This window comes from uncultured Parasphingorhabdus sp., assembly GCF_963975555.1.
GTDB lineage: Bacteria > Pseudomonadota > Alphaproteobacteria > Sphingomonadales > Sphingomonadaceae > Parasphingorhabdus.
Map to the genome: position 1 here is coordinate 59,260 of NZ_CAXBHH010000010.1, position 17,523 is coordinate 76,782.

Consider the following 17,523-nt stretch of genomic DNA (forward strand, 5'->3'; position numbering starts at 1 on the left):
GACTATTGCGCCGCCGCTAACCCTTTTCTCCCTATCAGATACGAAGAAATGAAATTGAGCGGCGCAAGAATTCGCGCCCAGATCATGGGACCAGGGGCATGTTTGACCGGAAGACGAAACCAGCGAGATCATTCTTGCAAGAATTGCGTAGCAATACCGCTGGTAATACTCTTGCTATGGCCGGGATGGCGCTTTTCCCGATGGCGGCCATGATCGGTGGCGGCGTTGATGTCAGCCGCATTTATCTGGTACAGACACGTTTGCAACAGGCGTGCGATGCCGGAGCCCTTGCAGGACGCCGTCAAATGGGCGGTGGCAGCTGGATCGCGAACAGCAACGCGGCCAATACAGCGGCCAATAATATGTTCAAGGCAAATTTCGACACCGATGCTTATGGGTCTTATGAAGGAACATCTGCATTTACCGAAAATGCCGGAACCGTCACGGGCGTTGCAACGGTAAAGCTGGATATGGCCGTGATGCAGATGTTCGGCTACGGCACCAAAAGCATCAGCGTCGAATGCGATGCCTCGATGAGCATTCCGAATACCGACGTCATGTTCGTTCTGGATACGACTGGTTCAATGAACTGCCCCGACACCGGATCCTCATATTGTAGCAATAACGGCAACAACGAAGCATCAAATGCTCGTATCCGCGGACTGCGCTCTGCGGTTAAGTGTTTTTATGAAACACTGGCCAAGAGAAACAGCGACGAAGACTGCGGATCGACTCCTGCGGCGGGCAGTGCAAATACCGCGCATCTCCGCTTTGGTTTCGTTCCCTATAGTACAAATGTGAACGTCGGAAAACTTCTGCCCAATGACTTTCTGGCCGACAATTGGACCTACCAGTCGCGAGAAGCCGTCACCAGGCTGGAAAATGTGATCGTCGATTATACGCCAGGCACGCCATATCTCTATTCGAGTAACTATTATTGGGACGGCAATTGGAGCGGCACATCGGTTATCGAGACACACTACAACGTCAGAAACAGCAGCGCATGCGATAGCCTTAAACCCAATGATTATGATGACATGTCGGGTAGTGAAGGGCCTAAATATAACGAATATACCTGGACCTCTGGTGGCCAGCAGATCACCCGCTGGTATGTCGATATATCGGGAACCAGATATGACTATAGCACCAATTATAACAATGGACAGGACCGCTGCCGCATTCAACGTCGGACGCGGGGCATTACCGAGCAGCGGGAATATCGGCAGGTCAACACACCGGTATATGAGCAGCAGCAGGTGTTTTCCCACTATGACTATAAACCGGTTACATTCAATGTCAGCGGCCTGAAAGCAGGTGGCTCAGCATGGAATAATTCCATCGATCTTCCCGTGGGCAACCAGGGTCTGGACACAGGTGTGCGTTGGGACGGCTGTATCGAAGAACGGCAAACCGTAAGAACCAGCAATTTCGATCCGATACCTGCGGCCGCATATGACCTTGATATCGATCGGGTACCGACCATCGGTGACCCGGCCACGCAATGGGGTCCGTTGCTCGATGAAGCCGTGTGGGCCAGATATAGTGGCTATACGAGCAATCGTACTACCAGCACGGTTTCGACATCTAGCACTCTAAATCGAAACTATAGCTATACCTGCGCCAACGAAGCGAGCAAATTGCGGCGGTGGGACAATCCCGACGATTTTGATAACTATCTCGATAATCTCGATGCGATCGGCAGTACCTATCACGATATCGGATTGATCTGGGGAGCCCGTTTACTGTCGCCGACAGGAATTTTTGCTTCCGAAAATGCTACGACGTCAACCGGAGGCGCGATTGATCGCCACCTGATCTTCATGACGGATGGCGATACCGTGACCAGCAGTTCCCAATATACCTCATATGGTGTGGAATGGTATGATCGCCGCAGGACTTCTTCGAGTAGTTCACCGTCAGACAATGACCTCGAAACGCAGGTCAACAGCCGTTTTCTTGCAATGTGCAAGGCCATCAGAAACGAGAACATTACGTTGTGGGTCGTGTCATTCGGTAACGGTGTAAGCTCCAGTGCAATTACCAACCTGCAGAATTGCGCGACTTCCGGAAAATTCTACAATGCCAGCAACAGCGCCGAATTGCTGGAAAATTTCCGCAGCATCGCAAATGACATCTCGCAACTGAGATTGACAAACTGATGCGGGGATTCATCAACAAATTTCGCACGCTCAAAAGAGATGAAGTCGGTGCAACGCTGGTCGAATTCGCATTCGTCGCGCCGGTACTCATCCTTATGATCATGGGCATATTGGATGTCGGCCACCGCATTTATGCCACAGCGATTTTGCAGGGTTCCGTGCAAAAGGCGGCGCGCGATGCCAGCCTTGACGATGGTGCCGGCAATGCCAGCACGATCGATGCTCGAGTAAAGAACCTGATGTTGCCGGTCGTTCAGGCGGAGCCGATCTCGACTTTTGACTTTACCCGTCAAAATTACAGCAATTTCTCGGATGTCTCGCAGCCTGAAGATTTCACCGACACCAATAATGACGGTGATTGCAACAATGGTGAACCTTATGATGACATCAACGGCAATGACAGTTGGGATGCTGACCGGGGTGTTACCGGGCAAGGAAATGCGAAAGACGCGGTGTTATACACCGTCCGGGTTACCTATCCGCGATTATTTCCCATGGCTGGCCTGATTGGCCTGCCGCAAGAGGAATCTATCGAAGCCAGCACGGTTGTCCGGAACCAGCCATTTGGTGAACAATCCGCACGCGGAGGGATAAAAAATTGTACCTGAGACAAAAGCCCGGCGGGCTCAAACCTTTTGCATCGGTCAAACGGATATTGTCTGCACTCGCGGTCAATACAAGCGGTCTTGCACTTATTGAATTTGCCTATGCTTTGCCGTTGGTAATGGGCGTCGGAATGTATGGTGCCGAAATTGCAAATGTTGCGATGGTAAGAATGCGGGTCAACCAGGTTTCGATGCATGCTGCCGACAATGCTTCGCGCATCGGTGAAGGCTCTCTGTTGACCCAAAAGACAATTTACGAAGCAGATATCAACGATCTGTTCATCGGTGCGGACCTTCAAGCCGGTCGCTATGTCGATATATTCGAAAATGGTCGCATCATCCTGAGCAGTCTGGAAAAACATAGCGATGGCGACCAGTATATCCATTGGCAGCGATGCAAAGGCAAAAAGGCCCATGTATCAAGCTATGGAACCGAAGGTGAATATGCTTCGGACCGGCCCGTCAACGGCATGGGCCCAGCCAGTGCCCGGGTAACAGCACCTGCCGATGGCGCCGTGATTTTTGTCGAGGTCGCTTACGATTACAAGCCTTTGATTTCGAGCACCTTTACGAGCACACGGACGATAACGACGCGAAGCGCTTTCAATGTGCGCGACCGTCGTGATCTGACGCAAATCTATGACAAGACCGGAAGTGATCCAGTCGCCGATTGCGATACATATGATGGCATCAGCTAGATCCCGCTAGACCAGCGAGAATCTATTTATAGCAGACCTTCTGTACCGCCGCGATAATCCGGGGCACGTCGATCAAAGCCGCTTTCTCCAGATTAGCCGCATAAGGCAACGGAACATCTTCGTTGGTCACCCGCGTCACCGGCGCGTCCAGATCATCAAATCCGTGTTCCATGCACAAGGCGATGATCTCGCTCGCAATCGAACAGACCGGCCAGCCTTCCTCGGCAACAACCATGCGGTTTGTTTTGGAGAGGCTTTTCAGCACCGTTTCGGTATCCAGCGGGCGTAATGTCCGCAAGTCGATAACCTCGGCTTCAATCCCCTCACCGGCCAGCGTATCCGCAGCTTCGAGCGCCATACCGACACCGATGGAATAGCTGACGATGGTAACATCGCTGCCTTCGCGCATGATCCGCGCCTTGCCGATCGGGAGCGTATAATCGTCGATCTGCGGTATTTCGAAAGACCGTCCGTAAAGCAGCTCGTTTTCCAGAAACACGACCGGATCGGGTGACTGGATCGCCGCTTTCAAAAGACCCTTGGCATCTGCCGCATCATATGGCGCGATCACGACCAGGCCGGGAACGGCCGCATACCATGGCGCATAATTCTGGCTATGCTGCGCGCCCACTCTGGACGCCGCACCATTGGGACCGCGGAAGACAATCGGGCAACGCATCTGGCCGCCGGACATATAATTGGTCTTGGCTGCCGAGTTGATGATCTGGTCGATCGCCTGCATCGCAAAATTGAAGGTCATGAATTCGACCACCGGCTTCAATCCGCCCATTGCCGCACCGGCACCGATGCCGGCAAAACCATGTTCGGTAATCGGCGTGTCGATCACCCGCTTCGGACCAAATTCTTCGAGCAGTCCCTGGGTAACCTTGTAGGCGCCCTGATATTCGGCGACTTCCTCGCCCATCACAAAGATCGTGTCGTCCTTGCGCATTTCCTCTGCCATCGCGTCACGCAACGCTTCCCGAACCGTGATCGAGACCAGTTCGGTTCCCTCGGGCACGGATGGATCATCGGCCCGCGATACCGGAGCCGGCGGTGCGACTTCCGTGATATCGGGCGCCGCTTCCTTTTCCGGTTCGGCCTTGGCTTCATCCTTCGAAGCGCTGGCCGGTCCCGCTTCAGCCGCAGGACTGGCCTCTTCGTCTTCGCCTGCCATTTCAGCAATGACCGTTCCGACTGCAACTTCGTCGGTTCCGGCTGCGACCAATATCTTCGTGATCACGCCTTCATCAATCGCTTCAAATTCCATCGTCGCCTTGTCGGTTTCAATCTCGGCGAGAATATCGCCCGAGCTGACTTCGTCGCCTTCCTTGACGAACCATTTGGCCAATGTGCCTTCTTCCATCGTCGGAGAAAGGGCGGGCATTTTCAGTTGGATCGCCATCAATATTGCTCCACCAGCACGTTGGTATAGAGTTCGGACAGTTCCGGTTCGGGTGATGCTTCGGCAAAATCAGCTGCATCTACCACGATTTTGCGGACCTTTTTATCCAGAGCCTTCAGTTCTTCTTCCTTCACACCTTGTTTGAGCAAGGCCGCTTTCAGACGCTCGATCGGATCGGATTTCTCGCGCACATCCTGTACTTCGTCACGGCTGCGATATTTTGCCGGATCGGACATCGAATGGCCGCGATAGCGATAGGTTTTAAGTTCCATCAATACGGGGCCGCCGCCGCTGCGCACGTCCTTCAGGACTTCTTCCACCGCACCGCGAACCGCCAGAACATCCATGCCGTCCACTTGCACGCCCGGGATACGAAAGCTTTCGCCGCGCCTGTATAGCTGGTCTTCAGCCGAGGAGCGGTTGACGCTCGTGCCCATTGCATATTGGTTATTCTCGATCACGAAGATTACCGGTAACTGCCAGAGCTCCGCCATGTTGAAGCTTTCGTAGACCTGTCCCTGGTTCGAAGCCCCGTCGCCGAAATAGGCCAGACAAACGCCGCCATCCTCTTTATATTTATGGGCAAATGCCAGACCGGTGCCGAGCGAGACCTGCGCCCCGACGATACCATGGCCACCGTAAAAGCCATGATCGACCGAGAACATGTGCATCGAGCCGCCCTTGCCCTTCGAAATGCCGGAAGCACGACCGGTAAGCTCGGCCATCACAATCTTCGGGTCGATTCCACAGGCCAGCATATGACCGTGATCGCGATAGCCGGTAATGACGCTATCCTTGCCCGGGCTGATTGCCGATTGCAGGCCGGTCACGACCGCTTCCTGACCGATGTACAGATGGCAGAAACCGCCGATCAGGCCGAGACCGTAAAGCTGCCCCGCTTTTTCCTCGAAGCGCCGGATGAGCAGCATTTGCTCATAAAACTCCAGCATTTCTGCTTTGGTTGCGCTATAAATGGGTGCCGTCAGCCCGCCCGTCGAATGGACGGTTGCTTTAGCTTTTGCCGGGGCTTTCGCTGGCGCACGCTTGGGCGCCGCAGGTTTCTTGACGGGAGTGGTTTTCCGGGGAGATTTTGCCACGCGAGCGGGATCCTTTTTTTGACGAACGATCAGCATAGCCAAAACTTTTGCGTTACCCAAGTACTTAGACTCAGTGACCGATTAAATAAATGAGATCACGGATCGAAACAGCTGAGCGCTATTTCAATGGCACGATTATCTCGTCGGGATGGACAACATTCACCTTCTTGCGCAGCAACTCGCCGATCAGATCAGGATCAGCCCCACGGGGATCGAGCAACCGCACCCGGTTGTCCAGAGCAGCCCGCTCGGCTTGCAGCTTTGCCAGTTCGGTTCCGCGCGTTTCCAGCTTTGCCTGATACTCGCCCCAGGCCAGAACGCCGGTCGGCCCGAGCACCGCATAGCCGGCGATGGCGAGCAGAGTCATCAACGCAAAACCCGGCCCGAGGGCCGCTCTGATCAGATCCGTAATTTTTTCGCGTTGCGCCATAGAACAGTCTTGAATCAGAAAAGTGATTCGCTGGCAAGAGGGTTAATATTAAATTCGGACAAACAACGCCCAGCCGCCTCATAAAAACGAGGAAACCGGGTTTAACCGAAAATGGAACGCCCCGCGTAACGTGCGACGCTTCCCAGTTCTTCCTCGATCCGGATCAATTGATTATATTTGGCGAGCCGGTCCGACCGCGCCAGGCTACCGGTTTTGATCTGACCGCAATTGGTCGCGACCGCAAGATCGGCAATCGTGCTGTCTTCGGTTTCGCCGGACCGATGCGACATGACCGCCGTATAGGACGCATTTTGCGCCATCCGAACCGCCGCCAATGTTTCCGACAAGGTCCCGATCTGGTTGACCTTGACCAGCAGCGAATTGGCGAGGCCATCTTTGATACCCATCGACAGACGCTCGGGGTTGGTCACAAACAGATCGTCTCCAACCAGTTGCACAGTATCGCCCACCGCGTCGGTGATCAGCTTCCAGCCTTCAAAATCATCTTCCGACATGCCGTCTTCGATCGACTTGATCGGATAGTCCTTGCAAAGCGCGGCGAGATAGTCGGACATTTCCGCCGGGCTGAGCACCTTGCCCTCGCCTGAGATATGATATTTTCCATCCCGGAAAAATTCGGTCGCGGCGCAATCCAGAGCAAGCACCACTTCGTCGCCGATCTTGAACCCGGCCTTTTCGACCGACGCCATGATGAAATCGAGCGCTTCGCGGGTCGATCCGAGATTCGGTGCAAAACCACCTTCGTCACCGACAGCGGTAGCCAGTCCTTTTTCCGACAGGCCTTTTTTCAATGTGTGAAAGATTTCGGAACCCCAGCGCACCGCTTCGGAAAGACTGTCGGCACCCACCGGCATGACCATGAATTCCTGAAAATCGATCGGATTGTCGGCATGTTCGCCGCCGTTGATGATATTCATCATCGGCACTGGCAGGACATGGGCCGAAACCCCTCCGACATAGCGGTAGAGCGGCAGGCCGCGCGCATCTGCCGCAGCTTTTGCTGCGGCCAGGCTGACGCCCAATATCGCGTTTGCGCCCAGTCGCGCTTTATTCGGCGTACCATCAAGAGCGATCATCACCGCGTCCAGCTCTTCCTGGTCTTCGGCATCAAAGTCGGTCAGCGCATCCTTGATCTCGCCATTGACCGCTTCAATCGCCTTGAGAACGCCCTTGCCGAGATATTTGCTCTTGTCGCCATCGCGCAATTCAACCGCTTCATAAGCGCCGGTGGAAGCGCCCGAAGGAACCGCCGCACGGCCGAAACTGCCGTCTTCAAGCAGGATATCGACCTCTACCGTAGGGTTGCCGCGGCTATCCAGAATCTGGCGGGCATGAAGGTCGATTATTGCGGTCATTGATAGAGCTCCGATTGAAGGAAAATAATGACCGCCACCTTATCGCGATGGCTGGCTTCTGGCAATCCATTGCACCCTTTTATCGTCGCTTTGCCCCTTGATTCATAAGCAAATGATACCATTTCGATAGTAAGGGAACCGCAAATGGAACGCTTTCGGTTTGCGGGGTGTTGATAAGGGACAATCGAGGAAGGAATATTCATCATGGTAGAAGTCAAGAAGACGACGGCAAAGAAGCCCGCCGCAAAGAAGACCACAGCCGGAAAAACAGCTCCGAAAAAAGATACATCGGAAAAGCGCACAGCAAAGGCGCAGAAAGCTGCTCCACTGAAAGCCGGAGCCACTAAAGCTGCCGCTTCAAAAACGGACACGACGAGCGATTTCAAGGAACGCGCGATGACAAAAGCCAAATCGGCAGCCACGCAAGGCAAGGAACGCACCGGTAACGCAATCGAGAATCTGAGCAAGATGATCGAGGATAGCGCTAAGACGCTCGACAGCAATGTCGGCGAAAAATATGGCGACTATGCCCGCTCTGCTGCGGACGCCGTTTCCTCGTTTGCCGAGAAACTGAACGGCAAGGAAATCGACGATATGGTCGAGGACGCCCGCGGTTTCGTTCGGAAAAGCCCGGCCGTCGCCATCGGTGCAGCCGCTGTGGTCGGTTTCCTTGTATCCCGTCTGATCAAATCAGGGATGGATGATCGCGACGCATGAGTGTAGCGTTGCGCTACCATATCGACGGGTGACGGATGCTGCAGAACAAGGATATCCCAGTTTTGGATGACGAGCGACCTCCCGAAGAGAATGCGTCTGCCCTCGGCGACGAAGCGGAAGCCGGATCTCTGGCGTCACAGCTGAGCGGTCTGGTCGAAGATGTTCGGATATTGGCCCATGCCGAAGTCGAATATTATCGCACCAAATTGTCGGTCAATCTGGCGGCGACCAAGCGGGTCTTGCTGCTGTTCGGCATCGGACTGGTGGTCGGCATCATGGCGATCATTGCTCTTATTCTGGGGCTTTTGCTGGTCCTTTCGCAGCATTTCGGTCCTGTGGCGGCAACCGGCATAGTGACCGGCGCGGCACTGCTAATCGCTAGTGTCACGATCGGCATGGCGATAAAACGGGCCAAGAAACTCCCGCTTGATGAAAATGATTCGTGAGAATATTGATGGCAAAAAACAACGACGAAATATTCAGCCTGCGTAATCTGTCGATGGAACGGGATCAGGCGCGAGCCAATCTGAAGCAGGATACAGCGGCGGCGAAAGAGCGGTTGAAACCGGCCAACCTGATGGCAGAAGCCAAAAGCAAAGCCGCGACGCGCGTCCGCGAGGCAGGCGAAAGCGCGATCAGCGGAGTCCGGGCACACCCTGGCATTACTGCCACCGTTGCCGCAACCGCGACCCTGATCGCGATGCGCAGACCGATTGCCAGACTGATTGCCAACCAGAAGAAATCCGCGCCGGATCAAACCGAGGAATAGACTATGAACAAACTGACCGACAATATCGACAAAGCCCGCGCAGCATCCCGGGAACGGCTTGAAACGGCAAAGGAAATTGCTGCCGAAAGCTCGATCGTCGCGCGCGAGAAAATGTCCGAAAGCAAGGCACGGGCAGCAGCTCTGCTCGGCGAAGGACGCGAAAAAGCGGAAGCAAGCGTTGCAGCAACCAGAGACGCGGCGAAAAAGGCGGTGGCAAAATCGGAAGAGACATTGACCAACAGCCCGTTGGCGATCGTCGCCGGTGGTGCCGCCTTGGGCATATTGATCGGCGCGCTGCTGCCGAAAAGCAAAGCCGAAGGCAAATATGTCGGTGGCGCCGGACGCCGGATCAACGAAACCGCGAAGACCGCCTATCAGGCAGCGAAAGAAGCAAGCCGCGACCAGATCAGTGAAATGGGACTGAGCAACGACAATATGCGCGCGCAGTTTAAAGATCTGTTTGGCAAAGCCATCGAGGCTGCTAAGACCGCGATGGCCGCAGCACAGGATGCGGTGAAAGAAGAAAATCAGGGCAAAAAATGAACGAAGAACGCAGCAAAATTCATCTGGTCATGGGCGGACGGGTCAAGGATCCGCGCGGCGTCGAATTTGTCAATCTCGACAAGATGGATCTGGTCGGGGTCTATCCCGACTATGAGGCAGCAGAGGACGCTTGGCGTTCAAAGGCCCAGATGACGGTTGACGATGCCGAAATGAAATATGTTGTCGTTCATCTGCACAAGCTGCTCGAACCGGACATTCCGCTCGAAGTCTAGACTCGAAGATCAGGCGCTGCGAAAACGCCATTCGAGCAAGGGTCTGGTCAAAACCAGACCGGCAACAAATCCGCCGATATGCGCAAAAATAGCGATGCCCTGAAGGTTGCCGCTGGTCGCCAGTCCGACCATCAGCTGGATGCCGATCCACGCCAGCGTCAGCCAGACGATGCGAACAACATAGCCGGGAATCGGGCCAACCGGATTGACCTTGTTGCGCGCGAACAGCAGCGCATAAGCGCCCAATACCGCCGAAATAGCACCGCTTGCGCCGATCATCGGGACCATCGAATCGCTCTCGACCGCATATTGCGCAAAGGCCGCCGCATAAGCACCGACCACATAGAGGATTGCCATCAGCTTCGGCCCCAGCGCCTGCTCGACAAAGCGGCCGCAGAATAGCAGCATCAGCATGTTGAAGCCGAGGTGCAGCAGTCCGCTGTGCAGAAAGGCGGATGACAGAGGCGTCAGCCAGGCCGGCACCAGCCAGCCATAAGCAGACACATCAATAAGCTCTCCGCTCAACCGGATCGGGAACATCCCGCCGCGCAGCAACGCATCCTGCTGCCAGCCAAAGATCCAGATCACCAGGTAGATCAACACATTGGCGATGATCAGGCCGTTGGTAAGTTTTCCGGCGGGCATATTCATCGGGTTTAGATGAACTCGATCTTTTCGAGCAGGAAATATTTGTCGCCAGACGGCACCGTTACTTCGATATCGTCGCCGACGCTGCGACCGATCAGGGCCCGGCCAATCGGTGAATTATAGCTGATCTTGCCAGCCTTGGCATCGGCTTCCGCCTGTCCGACCAGTTGGTATTTCACGGCTTTGTCATTTTCATCACGCAGGGTCAGCGTCGCGCCGAACACAGCCTTGTCACCGGACAGGGTTTTCGGATCGATGACCTGGGCGCGGGACAGCTTGTCCTCGAGATCGCCAATCGTCGCTTCGACCTGGCCCTGGCGTTCCTTGGCCGCGTGATATTCGGCATTTTCCGACAGATCGCCGTGGGCACGCGCGGTTTCGATCGCGTCGACGATGATGGGACGCTCCAATTTCAACGCCTTGAGTTCGGCCTCCATTTTAACATGGCCTTCGGCGAGCATTGGTACTTTTTCAACAGCCATTAGATTGGCCTTTCCTTACTGATACGCTGCCGATTTCTGCCGTGCAGCGTCTAAAACAGTTTTCCGGCGCCCCGCTTGGAAGGAACGCCCGCAGTTTGACAAAATGTCGGAAAATTAAGTCTGCGAAGCCTTATAATAGGACTGTAGCGCGCGAACTTCAAGAGTCTGATCGCGCATGGCCTCAATCGCCTGCATTGCGGCATTGCTCGCGGTGGCAGTCGTAAAGATTGGAATCTTGCTAACCAGCGCCGCCGCCCGGATCGATTTGGAGTCCTTCAGCGACTGCCAGCCTTCGGTCGTGTTGAAGATCAGATTGACTTCACCGTCCTTGATCCGGTCGACAATATGGGGTCGTCCCTCGATAACCTTGTTGACCTTCTCGACCTTGATCCCCCGTTCGGCGAGATAATCCGCGGTTCCGGAGGTAGCTATGAGTTTGAAACCCAGCTTGTCGGCTAGGCGCGCCGCCGGTTCGATCACCTTCTTGTCGGTTTCCTTGACCGAGATGAAGATCGTACCGCCATTGGGCAATATATTGCCGGCGCCGAGCTGCGCCTTGGCAAAGGCAATCGGGAAGCCCTGGTCGATTCCCATGACTTCGCCGGTCGATTTCATTTCCGGCGACAGGATCGGATCCACGCCGGGGAAACGGCTGAACGGGAAGACCGCCTCTTTGACAGCGGTATAACTGATATGCCGGTCGATCGCCGGCAGATCTTTCAATTTTTCACCCGCCATCACCCGCGAGGCGATTTTGGCAATAGGCACGCCAATCGCTTTGGCGACAAACGGCACCGTGCGGCTGGCGCGGGGATTGACCTCGATCAGATAGACTTCATTGTCCTTGACCGCGAACTGGATGTTCATCAGCCCGCGTACTTTCAGACCGAAAGCCAAAGCCTCGGTCTGCCGTTCCATTTCGGCGATTATCTCGTCGCTCAGACTATAAGGCGGGATCGAGCAGGCACTGTCGCCCGAATGGACTCCGGCTTCCTCGATATGCTGCAGCAATCCGCAGACGACCACTTCGTCGCCGTCGCAAATCGCGTCGACATCGACTTCAGTCGCATCGCGCAGATATTGGTCAACCAGCACCGGACTGTCGCCCGACACCTGCACCGCCGTATTGATATAATTTTCCAGCTGGGCCGGTCCGTCGACGATTTCCATCGCCCGGCCACCAAGCACGAAGCTGGGCCGCAGCAACACCGGATAACCAATCCGTTCGGCGATTTTCACCGCTTCGTCGCGGGTCAGGGCCATACCGTTCTCGGGCTGCTTGAGTTTCAGCTGGTGAACCAGCTTGGCAAAACGCTCGCGGTCTTCGGCGAGATCGATCGCATCCGGCGAGGTGCCGAGGATCGGAATGCCTGCATCTTCCAGCGCCTGCGCCAGTTTCAGAGGGGTCTGCCCGCCAAATTGCACAACCACGCCGACCAATTCGCCGGACTGCTGTTCGACGTGCAGGATTTCGAGCACATCTTCAGCGGTCAGCGGCTCGAAATAGAGCCGGTCGGACGTATCATAATCGGTCGACACAGTTTCCGGGTTGCAGTTGACCATGATCGTTTCATAGCCGGCGTCCGACAGCGCAAAACAGGCGTGGCAGCAGCAATAGTCGAATTCAATCCCCTGCCCGATCCGGTTCGGCCCACCGCCGAGTATGACGATTTTCTTGCGTTCGGTCGGCTGTGATTCGCATTCCGGCGCCCCGAAGATCGGCGCTTCATAGGTCGAATACATATAGGGCGTCTTGGCTTCAAATTCCGCCGCGCAAGTATCGATCCGCTTGAACACCGGCCGCACGCCGAGCTTGTGGCGAAGGGCCCGCACATCGGCTTCGGTTGTTGCGCCCGCCATGGCGGCAAGCGCGTCATGCACCAGCCCGTGACCACCGGCGACCGCGCGCCCTGCTCCACCGGCGACATGAACCGAGTCGATGGCCAGCTTGGCCAGCCGCTGGTCGGAAAAGCCCATGGATTTCAGCTTGCGCAAAGGCTCCGCCTCATTCGGCAGACCATTGTCGAGTATGTCCTGCTCGACGTCGATGATTTCGCGGATTCTGGCGAGGAACCAAGGATCAAAACCGGCAATCGCATGGATCTCCGCGTCGGTAAAACCTTCGCGCATCGCCTGGGCTGCGACCAGCAGACGGTCGGGTGTTGCCCGCGCCAGTTCTGCGGCGATATCTTCGCGGGACGCACCGATCAGTTCCTGCACCCGGTTGAAACCGTCGAGACCGGTTTCCAGACCGCGCAGCGCTTTCTGCATCGATTCGTGGATATTGCGGCCAATCGCCATGACTTCACCAACCGACTTCATCGCGGTCGAGAGCAACGGCTCTGCGCCCTTGAATTTTTCAAAGGCAAAGCGCGGAATCTTGGTGACGATATAGTCGATGGTCGGTTCGAACGACGCCGGGGTCGCGCCGGTAATGTCGTTGACGATCTCGTCGAGCGTATAGCCCACCGCCAGTTTCGCGGCGACGCTGGCAATCGGGAAGCCGGTTGCCTTGGACGCCAGCGCGGAAGAGCGCGACACCCGCGGGTTCATCTCGATAACGACCAGTCTGCCATCCTTAGGATTGACTGCGAACTGTACGTTCGAACCGCCTGTTTCCACACCAATTTCACGCAGCACCGCGATACTGGCGTTGCGCATGATCTGATATTCCTTATCGGTCAGGGTCAGCGCCGGAGCGACCGTAATACTGTCGCCGGTATGCACGCCCATCGGATCGACATTCTCGATCGAGCAGATGATGATGCAATTGTCCTTCTTGTCGCGGACAACCTCCATCTCATATTCTTTCCAGCCGATCAGACTCTCGTCGATCAGCACTTCGTTGGTCGGCGAAGCGTCCAGCGAAGTCCGGATATAGTGAATAAATTCCTCGCGGTTATAGGCAACACCGCCGCCGGTTCCGCCCATCGTAAAACTTGGCCGCATTATCGCCGGCAGCCCGATATCCTCGAGAATCTCGAGCGCCTGCGCCTCGCTATGCGCCACGGCGCTGCGCGGGCTTTCCAGTCCGATCTTGTCCATCGCCGCCTTGAACTTCTCGCGGTCCTCGGCCTTGTCAATCGCCTCGGCGTCGGCACCGATCATCTCGACGCCATATTTTTCCAGCACGCCCATTTTGTTGAGCGAAAGCGCCGTGTTCAGCGCCGTCTGCCCGCCCATCGTGGGCAGAATCGCGTCAGGCCGTTCCTTCTCGATGATCTTGGCAACAATCTCGGGCGTAATCGGCTCGATATAGGTCGCATCCGCCATTTCCGGATCGGTCATGATCGTCGCCGGGTTGGAGTTGACCAGGATGATCCGGTAGCCCTCCTCCTTCAGCGCCTTGCACGCCTGCGTCCCGGAGTAATCAAACTCGCAGGCCTGGCCGATAATGATCGGGCCAGCGCCAATGATGAGGATGGATTTTATGTCAGTTCTTTTGGGCATTATGCAGGGTTCTCATCAGAAATTTCGCCATTTTCGTTGCAGGCAAAACAGCCCCAACCATCATGGTCGATGTCATATTCGCTCTCGATCTCGAGGCATTTGCGCGTCAGTTCGCGGATCGTTTCGCGCTTGGTGTCCAGATCAATCTGCAGTTCGATCACCCACTCGTCATCCTCGTTGGTGACCATAGCCGAGCGAAAGCCCCATTTGGCCGCGTCATTCTTCAGCTTGTTGAGATCGGAGACCGCGCCGACGAATTGCACGTTAATTTCGCGCACAACATGCGACAAATCGCCGCCCGCTGCCATATTTTGCAGGATTTCGTCATCAATCGCCCATTCTTCGGCCAGATGCGCAGGATCAATTGGGCCGCTCATTAGCTCAGGCCTCCAACAAACTTCTCGAACAGATAGAAACTGTCCTGCGGGCCGGGGCTGGCTTCGGGGTGATATTGGACGCCAAAGGCGCGCTTGCCGATGATTTCGATGCCGCAATTGCTGCCGTCGAACAGGCTCTTGTGGGTTTCGTGAATATTGTCGGGCAGACTGTCGCCGTCGACCGCGAAGCCGTGGTTCATGCTGGTGATCTCGACCAGACCTTCGGTCTCGGCCCAGCCGCCGCCGATCCGCTGCACCGGATGATTGGCGCCGCGATGGCCCTGGTGCATTTTCACCGTCTTGGCACCCGCCGCAAGGGCGAGCATCTGGTGACCGAGGCAGATACCGAACAAAGGCATATCCGCTTCGAGCAACTGTTGGATAACCGGAACCGCGTAAGAACCTGTCGCCGCCGGATCGCCGGGGCCGTTGGACAGAAATACGCCGGTCGGCTTCAATGCCATGATTTCTTCATATGAGGTTTTAGCAGGAACTACAGTAACTTTTGCGCCAGCCTTCACAAGATTTCTGAAGATATTGCGCTTCGCGCCATAGTCAATAGCCACCACATGCGGGCGGGCAAAAGATGCTTCCAAATCTTCCAATGGTGCATAGCCATGGCCCAGTCGCCACATGCCAGCCCCCTGACCTTTGCCGTCCCAAAGCTGGGTCTGGTGCCCGGTCACTTCCTTGGCCAGATCCATGCCTTCAAGACCGGCCCAGGCCCGCGCCTTGCCGAGCAATTCGTCGATATCGAACTTGCCCTCGGGATCATAAGCGATCACCGCATTGGGCGCGCCCGCTTCCCTGATCCGCCGGGTCAAAGCCCTTGTATCCACACCGGAAATCCCGATCCGGCCCTGTTCGGCCATCCACTGGTCAAACGGCTTTTGGTCGCGGAAATTGGACGGTGCGGTAATATCCTCGCGGACGATACAACCCAGAGCATGCGGGCTGTCCGCCTCGACATCCTCGTCATTGGTTCCGGTATTGCCGATATGGGGAAAGGTAAAAGTGACGATCTGCCCGGCATAGCTCGGGTCAGTCATCACTTCCTGATAGCCGGTCATCGCGGTGTTGAAGCAGACTTCACCAACCGCAGAACCGGTGGCACCAAAGCCCCTGCCCCAGATTATCGTGCCGTCGGCCAATACCAATATCCCGGTTGCACCCTCTGGAGCGGCGGGATTATGGTCATGGGTCATGGGCTGTTCCTTTGGGTCCGTCTTAGGCGCAAAATTTCATGGGACCTAGAACCAGATTTCTGGCGCCACAATCTATGAAAAATATTATCTTCCCGCTATAGTGGTCGCTTATTCCAAAAATATGAGGAACGCCATGATTCGCGATACCGTGAAAGCCGCGCAAATTGCCGCCATGAAGGCCGGTGACAAGGATCGCACCGCTGCGACCCGCAGCATATTGGCGAAGATCAAGGACAAGGACATCGAACTGCGCACCAAGGAAGATGGTCGCGACGACGATACGATCCTGATCGACGTTCTGCAAAAAATGGCCAAGCAACGCCGCGAATCGATCGACATGTTCGAATCCGGCGGCCGCACCGAGCTGGCTGCAGCGGAAAAACTGGAACTGGCCGTGATCGAGGAGTTCCTCCCCGCGCAACTGAGCGATGAAGAAACCGCTGCATTGATCACCGGCATCAAGACCGAACTCGGCGCCGACGGCATGAAAGACATGGGCCGCGTGATGGGCGAACTGAAAAAACGCCACGGCACCGAAATCGACATGAGCAAAGCCAGCGCGCTGGTGAAGGCGGCGCTTTCGTGAGAGTTTCTGGATTTGTCGGTTGTGCAGCACTGGTTGCAGCAAGCGCATCGCTTGGCGCTTGCGCCGAGAATGATGCGGGCGCAGGCCCCGAGAACGCCGCTGACGAAGGCGCAAGCGATCATATTGCCCTCGCAGAACCAGTCAGCGATAGCGCCATCCCTACGATGGATTTTGACAATGAACAGTTGGGAGCGAAAATTGAGGGGCCGGTTGGACCAGAGGTCAATGCCTCCTTCCTGCTCGACGGAAAATCCTATGGCGATATAGAAAGCTACGTGGCTTGCCCGACCGATATCACGACGTGCGACCCCAAAAACCTGCCTGCCGGAACAGTTTACACCTATGTGCATGTGGTCACTCCGGGGCTCGACAAAGGCAATGACGAACCATTCAAGCCGAACAAACAAGTGATGACCGTAGCAGCAGCAGATATGTTCACGATGAGCTTGCCTTCGACCGGTTTTTCCGGAGAAGCTGGCTATTCAAAAGGTCAAGCCAGTGCAGCGGCTGGCCCCGAGGCTTCTTTTTCCGTCAAATGCAAAAACGACCGGCTGGTGTTCGAAAAATTATCGGGAGAAACATGGTCGACCGGCGAGACGATCACTTTCTACTGGAAATCAACGGTTCCGCCCAAAGGACCGGGCGAAGGCTTTGCGCTTCGCGCGGACGGGAAAGTGGCGGTAGGAACCGGCCCTGTGCCCGGCACGCCTCCGGCTGGCGAGGTAAAAGGCTGCGCCTAATCA

General features: G+C 55.8%; 20 protein-coding genes. 10 read left to right on the top strand and 10 right to left on the bottom strand.

Annotation, left to right across the window (positions count from 1 at the left end; all coding sequences use genetic code 11):
- Positions 1-143: 143 nt before the first annotated feature.
- The 3 genes from AAC060_RS15310 to AAC060_RS15320 are packed head-to-tail and all read left to right on the top strand — an operon-like array spanning position 144 to position 3,462.
- Positions 144-2,159: a pilus assembly protein TadG-related protein gene (locus tag AAC060_RS15310; RefSeq protein WP_339827839.1), complete on the top strand. Its 2,016-nt coding sequence runs from the start codon at positions 144-146 to the stop codon at positions 2,157-2,159.
- A complete protein-coding gene (locus tag AAC060_RS15315) occupies positions 2,159-2,767 on the top strand; it encodes a TadE family protein (RefSeq protein WP_339827841.1) in 609 nt (202 codons plus the stop codon). The genes AAC060_RS15310 and AAC060_RS15315 overlap by 1 nt, the downstream gene beginning before the upstream one ends.
- The gene (locus AAC060_RS15320) at positions 2,758-3,462 is read left to right on the top strand and encodes a hypothetical protein (RefSeq protein ID WP_339827843.1); all 705 of its coding nucleotides are present in this window, start codon (positions 2,758-2,760) and stop codon (positions 3,460-3,462) included. The genes AAC060_RS15315 and AAC060_RS15320 overlap by 10 nt, the downstream gene beginning before the upstream one ends.
- Before the next feature lie 22 nt (positions 3,463-3,484).
- Here the strand turns inward: AAC060_RS15320 and AAC060_RS15325 are convergent, their stop codons facing one another.
- From AAC060_RS15325 to AAC060_RS15345, 5 genes are all read right to left on the bottom strand, one after another.
- Positions 3,485-4,867: a pyruvate dehydrogenase complex E1 component subunit beta gene (locus AAC060_RS15325; protein WP_339827845.1), complete on the bottom strand. Its 1,383-nt coding sequence runs from the start codon at positions 4,865-4,867 to the stop codon at positions 3,485-3,487.
- Complete coding sequence (gene pdhA, locus AAC060_RS15330; protein ID WP_339827847.1) at positions 4,867-5,964, bottom strand: pyruvate dehydrogenase (acetyl-transferring) E1 component subunit alpha; 1,098 nt, start codon at positions 5,962-5,964, stop codon at positions 4,867-4,869. The genes AAC060_RS15325 and pdhA overlap by 1 nt, the downstream gene beginning before the upstream one ends.
- 118 nt (positions 5,965-6,082) lie before the next feature.
- Complete coding sequence (locus AAC060_RS15335) at positions 6,083-6,394, bottom strand: septum formation initiator family protein (RefSeq protein ID WP_339827849.1); 312 nt, start codon at positions 6,392-6,394, stop codon at positions 6,083-6,085.
- Positions 6,395-6,495: 101 nt separating this feature from the next.
- A complete protein-coding gene (gene eno, locus AAC060_RS15340; protein WP_339827851.1) occupies positions 6,496-7,770 on the bottom strand; it encodes a phosphopyruvate hydratase in 1,275 nt (424 codons plus the stop codon).
- Positions 7,767-8,180 carry a hypothetical protein gene (locus tag AAC060_RS15345; RefSeq protein ID WP_339827853.1) on the bottom strand — a complete coding sequence of 138 codons (414 nt, stop codon included), beginning with the start codon at positions 8,178-8,180 and terminating at the stop codon, positions 7,767-7,769. The genes eno and AAC060_RS15345 overlap by 4 nt, the downstream gene beginning before the upstream one ends.
- On the opposite strand from AAC060_RS15345, the gene AAC060_RS15350 reads away from it, so the two are divergent.
- Genes AAC060_RS15350 through AAC060_RS15370 form a run of 5 tightly spaced genes read left to right on the top strand, consistent with a single transcriptional unit; the run spans position 8,167 to position 10,032 of the window.
- Positions 8,167-8,487: a hypothetical protein gene (locus tag AAC060_RS15350; protein WP_339827855.1), complete on the top strand. Its 321-nt coding sequence runs from the start codon at positions 8,167-8,169 to the stop codon at positions 8,485-8,487. The two genes, AAC060_RS15345 and AAC060_RS15350, sit on opposite strands and share 14 nt — an antisense overlap.
- Before the next feature lie 35 nt (positions 8,488-8,522).
- The gene (locus AAC060_RS15355) at positions 8,523-8,933 is read left to right on the top strand and encodes a phage holin family protein (protein ID WP_339827857.1); all 411 of its coding nucleotides are present in this window, start codon (positions 8,523-8,525) and stop codon (positions 8,931-8,933) included.
- An 8-nt stretch (positions 8,934-8,941) separates the two neighbouring features.
- Positions 8,942-9,256: a hypothetical protein gene (locus AAC060_RS15360; RefSeq protein ID WP_339827859.1), complete on the top strand. Its 315-nt coding sequence runs from the start codon at positions 8,942-8,944 to the stop codon at positions 9,254-9,256.
- Positions 9,257-9,259: 3 nt separating this feature from the next.
- A complete protein-coding gene (locus AAC060_RS15365) occupies positions 9,260-9,799 on the top strand; it encodes a hypothetical protein (protein WP_339827861.1) in 540 nt (179 codons plus the stop codon).
- Positions 9,796-10,032, top strand: coding sequence for a DUF4170 domain-containing protein (locus AAC060_RS15370; protein ID WP_339827863.1), 237 nt, complete (start codon positions 9,796-9,798; stop codon positions 10,030-10,032). Before AAC060_RS15365 ends, AAC060_RS15370 begins: the two co-directional genes overlap by 4 nt.
- 9 nt (positions 10,033-10,041) lie before the next feature.
- Here AAC060_RS15370 and AAC060_RS15375 read toward each other — a convergent pair whose 3' ends face one another.
- The 5 genes from AAC060_RS15375 to carA all read right to left on the bottom strand — a co-directional run bounded on the left by AAC060_RS15375 (position 10,042) and on the right by carA (position 16,194).
- Positions 10,042-10,677: a rhomboid family intramembrane serine protease gene (locus tag AAC060_RS15375; protein WP_339827865.1), complete on the bottom strand. Its 636-nt coding sequence runs from the start codon at positions 10,675-10,677 to the stop codon at positions 10,042-10,044.
- A gap of 11 nt (positions 10,678-10,688) precedes the next feature.
- Positions 10,689-11,162, bottom strand: coding sequence for a transcription elongation factor GreA (greA, locus tag AAC060_RS15380; protein WP_339827867.1), 474 nt, complete (start codon positions 11,160-11,162; stop codon positions 10,689-10,691).
- Between the two features lie 114 nt (positions 11,163-11,276).
- A complete protein-coding gene (gene carB, locus AAC060_RS15385) occupies positions 11,277-14,612 on the bottom strand; it encodes a carbamoyl-phosphate synthase large subunit (RefSeq protein ID WP_339827870.1) in 3,336 nt (1,111 codons plus the stop codon).
- Positions 14,612-14,989 carry a ribonuclease E inhibitor RraB gene (locus AAC060_RS15390; RefSeq protein WP_339827872.1) on the bottom strand — a complete coding sequence of 126 codons (378 nt, stop codon included), beginning with the start codon at positions 14,987-14,989 and terminating at the stop codon, positions 14,612-14,614. The genes carB and AAC060_RS15390 overlap by 1 nt, the downstream gene beginning before the upstream one ends.
- Positions 14,989-16,194, bottom strand: coding sequence for a glutamine-hydrolyzing carbamoyl-phosphate synthase small subunit (gene carA, locus AAC060_RS15395; RefSeq protein ID WP_339827874.1), 1,206 nt, complete (start codon positions 16,192-16,194; stop codon positions 14,989-14,991). Before carA ends, AAC060_RS15390 begins: the two co-directional genes overlap by 1 nt.
- 133 nt (positions 16,195-16,327) lie before the next feature.
- On the opposite strand from carA, the gene AAC060_RS15400 reads away from it, so the two are divergent.
- Positions 16,328-16,780, top strand: a complete 453-nt coding sequence (locus AAC060_RS15400; protein ID WP_339827876.1) for a GatB/YqeY domain-containing protein — start codon at positions 16,328-16,330, stop codon at positions 16,778-16,780.
- The gene (locus AAC060_RS15405) at positions 16,777-17,520 is read left to right on the top strand and encodes a hypothetical protein (protein WP_339827878.1); all 744 of its coding nucleotides are present in this window, start codon (positions 16,777-16,779) and stop codon (positions 17,518-17,520) included. The genes AAC060_RS15400 and AAC060_RS15405 overlap by 4 nt, the downstream gene beginning before the upstream one ends.
- The last annotated feature ends 3 nt before the right edge of the window (positions 17,521-17,523 follow it).